The organism is Bradyrhizobium sp. (assembly GCF_019242285.1).
In the GTDB taxonomy this organism is placed as follows: domain Bacteria; phylum Pseudomonadota; class Alphaproteobacteria; order Rhizobiales; family Xanthobacteraceae; genus Bradyrhizobium.
This window is the reverse complement of sequence record NZ_JAFAVV010000769.1, coordinates 1-6214: the sequence shown is the minus strand read 5'-3', so window position 1 is coordinate 6214 and position 6214 is coordinate 1. Positions and strand designations below refer to the sequence as shown.

Here is a 6214-nt window from a genome sequence, read left to right as displayed (position 1 = left end):
GCTGATCGCTTCGCCCATCATTGCATTCTCGATTGGAGATCGACTAATGTCTCCCGATGAAATGTTCCGGGTCGTTTCGGGAGTTGAGCTGCGCGTTCCAACCGTTGGAAGAGGAACAGTTGAAAGCGACCCGGATTCGGCGCTGGTTGCGCTTGGCCGCCAGTTTGAAGCTCTTTCGGCCGAGCTCGCAGCTCTTCAGCGAGGTGAATCTCCGGCGCCCCGCTTCGCCGAGTCGGGGGATGATGCGCTGAGCGAGGCAACAACCAAGCCCACGAACGAGCGTATCGAAGCGGTCTTGACGTTGCTCGACCCCATCGAACGGGCAATCATGGCGATGCCAGCCGTAACGATCGTTGGCCTGGGCGTAAAAGCTCGTCATGCGGCCCATGTGCTATCGCATTATTGGACAGACTTGCCGGAAAGGCTCGACTGGGATGCGAGAGCGGTTCGCCTTCTGATAGAATCGACCTGCATCGTTGCTGGGGTAACCCTGCAGTCCTCGGACCTGTGAGACGTTAGGCCGCGAAGCAGCCTTGCCGGTTCTATCCAGGCATCAAATCGTTTGACCCCTGCACGCCACCGGTGCCTGTGCGAAGCCAGCGGCTCGTTTGAAAAATAGATGCCATCGCACTCGTCTTCCATGATTGCTGCCTCGCTCACGCCAATGGTTTCCAGTCCATCGCAGGACGCCTCGCCTTGAGGAACACCGGCAGAGTCCATGAACAGGATGGCGTCGTCGGCTTGATCACGGCGCCCACCTTCGATGGCCTGCGAGACCGGAAAGCCTTCGTTGGACTAGTACGCTTTCAGAGGCATTCTCAATTCGTAGGTTGTGGGTGGGGCCAACAGTTCGAAGTGCTGTATGAGGCGTCCCATGCCATCGAAGTGCATGCGCACCACCTTCAAGAGCGGCGCACCAATTGCCACATTGAGCCGCTCGGCAACGACAGGATCTGCAGCCGCAGCCGTCACTACCTGTTCACCCGACGCAAACGCAATACCAAGCCGCCGCAATATCGTATGCAGCGAACCGCCTTCCATTTCTTTCCGACCGAATTGGCGTCCGATTGCCTCAGGGATATAGGTGGTGACCTGCATGATTGGCCGGTCCTTCAGATAGCGAATGCGAACTGCTCTCTGAAACAAATCGTCGGGCTGGGCTCGAAAATGGCTGCGAACGTGTCGAGGGGCCGGCGTGAACCCGTATTCGACCACGTGAGCTCGGGTCGTACGTACGATCTGACGATTTTGGGCCGCAAGGTCAAGCAAGGGGACTGTCAGTGGCTTCGGCCTGGGAAGCTCTCGCACATAGGTTCCTACACCTTGACGACGCTCGATCAAACCGAGCGCGTCAAGCTTCTCCAAGGCAGCCCTGACGGTCACGCGAGACACGCGGAAATGCTTGGCGAGATCATCCTCACTCGGCAGGGCTTCTCCCGGAGCGTAGCGGCGTTCCGCAATCTCGTCCTGCAAAACGAGGAAGACCTGATGATGGAGCGGGATGTTGCGACGATTCTTTGGAATCAGAATAGCAAGCGCCTCCGTGTGGTCCGATCCATCTTCGGATTACTCCGCGTCGCCTCCTGTAGAGCCCAGCGAGAGACATCTGGATGGTGAGTGGCCTCGAGGCCCTGGCCTACTGTCACTGCGAGGGGTGCGCGCCCCGATCGGGGGCGCTCATCTCTTACCACCAAGTGTGGCGCGCGCTTTGTCGACAAACGCGTTAGTGAATGTGGCTTCCAGATTGATATTCACGTTGCGCAGACGCGGATCAATTGTTGACAGCACATGAAGCGCTACACGCGCTTCATCGAGGCTGAACCGTCCCTCGGGTGAAAACATGTCCCTGGTGCCCCGGATCGATGTGAGAAACAGATCCCGGTTCGGCTTTGCCCAGTCTCGAGGCAGGAGGTCGGCAATTTCTTCGACCGACGCCTGATTGATCCACCTGAGAGCGCGGACCATTGCCAAGACAAACGCTTCGATGGTTTGCGGGTTTCGATCGATGAACCCCGCCCGCGCATAGATCGTCCCAGATGGATAGAGTCCCCCGAAGACGCTGATAGTGCCTTCACTGGTTCTGGTGTCGGCGACGATTTTGGTGTCGCCAGAAGATGTGAGCTCAGTCAGCGCGGGCTCCCCGGTGACCACGGCATCGACGGCACCATTTCGGATCGCGGCGACCGCCCCTGTTCCGCCTCCAACACTGACGAATGATATTTCCGAAGGCGCAAGCCCCACCTGAATTGCAATATACTCAATCATAAATTGTGTTTGCGATCCGAGCGCCGTGACGCCGATCCTCATGCCTCTCAGGTCTTTCGGATCATGGTAGGCATCTGCTCTTTCGCTTCGTACCGCCAAGGCAAACGTGGGATGACGACCAAAGAGGACGACCCCCACGATCTCCTGGTTCTTGGCTTGCATCTGAATCGTGTGATCGAACGCTCCGGCGGTGAGTTCGGCACTGCCGCCGACGAGGGCCTCAAGCGCTTTCGCGCCGCCGGCAACATCGATAATCTGAGGAGCCAGTCCAGCCTCGTTGAAATAGCCCAACTGCTCGGCGATCGTGAGAGGTGCATATTGCAAGAACGCTCTGCCCCCGACCGTCACTCTTAACGAGGGATTCTCCGGCTTGGCTTGCGCCCAGGTCCCCTCTGGTAGCCCGCAGACCAGGGATATCGGAAGGGCCAGCAGATCGCGTCGACGCAACACTACTCTGATTCCTCGTTGCACCGGACTCCAGGAGGATTCATATCTGAAGCAGCCGGATCGCGACGCGTACAGTCGATCGAATTTCCGATCAATCTTATGCACTCTCAACAGCATGAGCAAGCAAAAGCTCGCGCAGGTTGTAGTCCCGTATGCATGCATGGCCTCAAACAACGGTGCGATTATGTCGGATCTGCTGGCGCAGTCGCAATTGAAGTCTAAAGCAACCTGCGCTTGTGACGCCGGCTTAGCTCTCCTTTCCGGCGGGAACGAGCCGGACGTTGAGGTCGAGTGTCAATGTCTTGATCGAGTCGACGAAACCATCGTCCGACGCCGTGAAAATTCCCGATGATGGCCAAGGTGACCTCCAGCAAATGGTGCGGGCCTGATGACAGCAACCCTTGGGCTTTGTGTGCAGCCGACCTTCGGACGATCGTCCCCTCTGGCCGCGCGCCATAACGTTCTTCTCGCGATGAGCGCGCCAGCCCGCACAAGATCAGCGCGCCAGCTCGCACAAAGAGAGCCGCCACGCCGAGCTCGAAACTGACGATCAGGTCATGCTTCCGCTTTGAAACAGCCAGCCACGCAACGGCTCGCTGAAGGAGACAGGATCAAATCCATGCCGACTCCGTTACGCTGGCATTTCGAAAAGACCCAGACAATTCCACGGAGAGACAGGCATTTCCAGTTCGCAAAGCGTCGACCCGCGACGCTTTGCATTGGACAGGGAGTTTCCTAGCGTGCCATCGCCAATGCTGGAGCGGGATCTTCCTGATGCCCCCGAGGGTTGAAACAGGCAAATCGCCTCTCATTGGACGGCCCCTCAAGCCCAGGTCGCTCTCTGTCGCAGCGACTGATCCTGACCGAGCAGCGATCACGATAGTTGCATCCGGCAAAGCGGTCGACGCTCCCGCTCGCTGTTACCGGACCGGTCACATCGTCGGCCGGGTCGTGCGGTTGGTTGGCGCGCCGCGCTTCGAGCAGACGTCGCGTGTAGGGATGCATGGCATCTGAGAATATGCTCTCGGTGGACCCGAGCTCTACGATCCTGCCGAAATACATCACTGCAATACGGTTGCATAGAAATCGAGCGACGCTCAGATCGTGAGTGATGAACACCAGGCTTACCCCGATGTCTCGGTTGATCGCCTTCAAAAGGTTGAGGATCTGTGCCCGAATCGATACGTCCAGTTTTGAGACGGCTTCATCCGCCACAATCAGCTTGGGGCCGATCCCCAGCACCCGGGCGATGGCAACTCGTTGCAGCTGTCCCCCGGAAAGCTCGTGCGGAAAGCGCCGTGCATGGTCGGCCGACAAGCCGACCCGCTCAAGAAGGCGGCCGACTTCCGCCTCGAGGGCCTTGCCACGGCAAATGTGGTGGAGCCGAAGCGGCACGGCCATGGAGTCCCCGATACGAAATCGTGGATTGAACGACGAGAGCGGGTCCTGGAAGACCATCTGCAGATCACGTCGATGTGGTTTCAAGCTCCTGGCGTCAGCTGTGGCGAGATCGATTCCCTCGTACCAGATGTGACCGGCGCTCGCCGAATACATTCCGAGCAGAGTCTTTCCCAGCGTCGTTTTGCCACTGCCCGACTCGCCGACGAGTCCAATGATCTCGCCTTCGGCGATGTCGATCGACACGTCGTCGATCGCTCGGACGATGCTTGCTCCGCGGGAGCGCGAGGGAAACTCGAGCGTCAGGTTCTCCACCCGCATCAGCGGCCTGGCGTTGAGCGAGGCTACTGAGGATTCACTGGACATGGAGAAGACATCTCGTGTGGTGCTGAGGGGAAACCCTGACGAGAGGCGGATCGTCTATCTGGCAGGGTGACATGACGCTTGGGCACCGTGCGGCGAACCTGCATCCGCTGCGCTGGCGGGCATCCTGACCCGGCTCTCCTGGAAGCTCAAACAGCGTGGCTTCGTGCTGCTCCAGTGATCGTGCTGTGCGCAGAAGGCTCGCCGCATAGGGATGCTGCGGATCGTCCAGTACAGCCGAAGCCGGCCCCATCTCGACGATCTCACCGGCGTACATCACCGCGATCCGATCGCACAAATCCCGAGCGATGGTGAGATCGTGCGTGATGAACAGGACAGAAAGCCCGAGCCGACGCTGATGGTGACGAATGAGGTCGAGAATCTGGCGTTCGACCAAGTTGTCGAGATTTGTCGTCGGTTCGTCGGCGACGATAAGCCGCGGCCTTAGAGCCAGCACCATCCCGATCAGAACGCGTTGCAGCATGCCACCACTTAGCTGATGCGGATAGGCATCCAGGATGCGCTCCGGTGTATGTATCCTCATTTCATCGAGCAAAAGCAGCGGATCCGTCTGCCATGTCTTGGCAGAGATGGCGTTTGAGTCCTGGCGGCGGGCCATCGCATGACGTAGGTGCCAGCCGATCGTCTTGACCGGATTGAAGGAGCCCACAGGATCCTGAAAGATCATCGCCAGTTCGGTGCCGCGAAGCGCCGCAAACTGCGAATCCGGCATTCCGGCCAGCTCGTGCTGTTCGAATCTGATCGATTCCGCTTCCATTTTGGCGTGCTCCGGAAGGAGCCGCAGGATCGAGAGCCCAGTGACGGTTTTGCCGGAGCCGGATTCACCGATCAGGCCAAGGATCTCGCCCCGCCGCACAGAGAAGCTCACGCCTCGGACAGCTTCCCGCGGCTTCCCGCGATCAAAGAACGTCGTTCGGAGCTCCGCGACCTGGAGCACGGCATCCTCGCCAATCATAGCCGGCTCCTCAGCTTCGGATCCATGAGATCACGTATTCCATCACTCAGGAGGTTCAGTCCCAGCAGCGCGATCGAGATGCCCGCGCCGGTCATGGTCAAAACCCAAGGTGCTCGGGAGAAATACTCGCGGCCGTCAGCCATGATACTGCCGAGCGATGGGCTGGGTGGCTGCACGCCGAGGCCAAGGAAGCTCAGGCCAGCCTCGATGACGATTCCGAAGGCAACGCCGGTCGCGGCCTGAACGAGAATGGGAGCCGCGATATTGGGCAAAATCTCGCGACCGAGAATGCTATGGAGCGGTTGTCCGAACAGGCGAGCGGCCTGCACCCAGGGCTCGTCCTTGACGACAGCCGCCATGTTGCGGCTGAGCCGGGCGAAGATCGGCAGATACACGAGCGTGATGGCCGCGGTCACGCTCGCAATGCTGAAACCCAAAACGACCATGAGAAAGAGCGCGAGTACAAAGCTCGGGAAGGACAGAAGTAGATCGGCGGCGCGCATCACGACCGTTTCGAACCATCTGCCGAAGTGAGCACAGAGCAACCCCGCGGCTGTCCCAGCGATGACCGCCAACAGGACGCCGGCGGCGCTCACCAGCATCGACACGCGCGCTCCGTAGAGAATGCGTGTGAGGACATCTCGACCGAACGAATCGGTGCCAAACGGGTGTTTCCAGCTCGGGGCGGCCAATAGTGCAAGAAAATCCATGTCGGTCGGCGAATAGGCACTCAAAAGCGGACCGGCCGCGACAGCGATGACGACG

The 6214-nt window shown here is 59.3% G+C and carries 6 protein-coding genes; 1 reads left to right on the top strand and 5 read right to left on the bottom strand.

Annotated elements, in window-relative coordinates; genetic code table 11:
* A partial coding sequence (locus JOY90_RS31415) for a hypothetical protein (RefSeq protein ID WP_291694979.1) occupies positions 1-511 on the top strand: 511 nt, incomplete at its 5' end.
* Between the two features lie 284 nt (positions 512-795).
* On the opposite strand, the gene JOY90_RS31410 is transcribed toward JOY90_RS31415, so the two are convergent.
* The 5 genes from JOY90_RS31410 to JOY90_RS31390 form a co-directional block, all read right to left on the bottom strand.
* A complete protein-coding gene (locus JOY90_RS31410; RefSeq protein ID WP_291694980.1) occupies positions 796-1503 on the bottom strand; it encodes a GntR family transcriptional regulator in 708 nt (235 codons plus the stop codon).
* Positions 1504-1677: 174 nt separating this feature from the next.
* Positions 1678-2715: an ABC transporter substrate-binding protein gene (locus tag JOY90_RS31405; RefSeq protein WP_291694978.1), complete on the bottom strand. Its 1038-nt coding sequence runs from the start codon at positions 2713-2715 to the stop codon at positions 1678-1680.
* Positions 2716-3447: 732 nt separating this feature from the next.
* Positions 3448-4476 (bottom strand): oligopeptide/dipeptide ABC transporter ATP-binding protein, encoded by a 1029-nt coding sequence (locus JOY90_RS31400; RefSeq protein ID WP_291694977.1) that lies wholly within the window; start codon positions 4474-4476, stop codon positions 3448-3450.
* Positions 4466-5449: an ABC transporter ATP-binding protein gene (locus JOY90_RS31395; RefSeq protein WP_291694976.1), complete on the bottom strand. Its 984-nt coding sequence runs from the start codon at positions 5447-5449 to the stop codon at positions 4466-4468. The genes JOY90_RS31400 and JOY90_RS31395 overlap by 11 nt, the downstream gene beginning before the upstream one ends.
* On the bottom strand, positions 5446-6214 hold a 769-nt coding region (locus tag JOY90_RS31390; protein WP_291694975.1), incomplete at its 5' end, for an ABC transporter permease. The genes JOY90_RS31395 and JOY90_RS31390, both read right to left, overlap by 4 nt.

Coding starts and splice junctions, on each gene's coding strand:
- JOY90_RS31400 (WP_291694977.1), bottom strand. CDS start 4,476: ATGTCCAGTGAATCCTCAGTAGCCTCGCTCAACGCCAGGCCGCTGATG.
- JOY90_RS31395 (WP_291694976.1), bottom strand. CDS start 5,449: ATGATTGGCGAGGATGCCGTGCTCCAGGTCGCGGAGCTCCGAACGACG.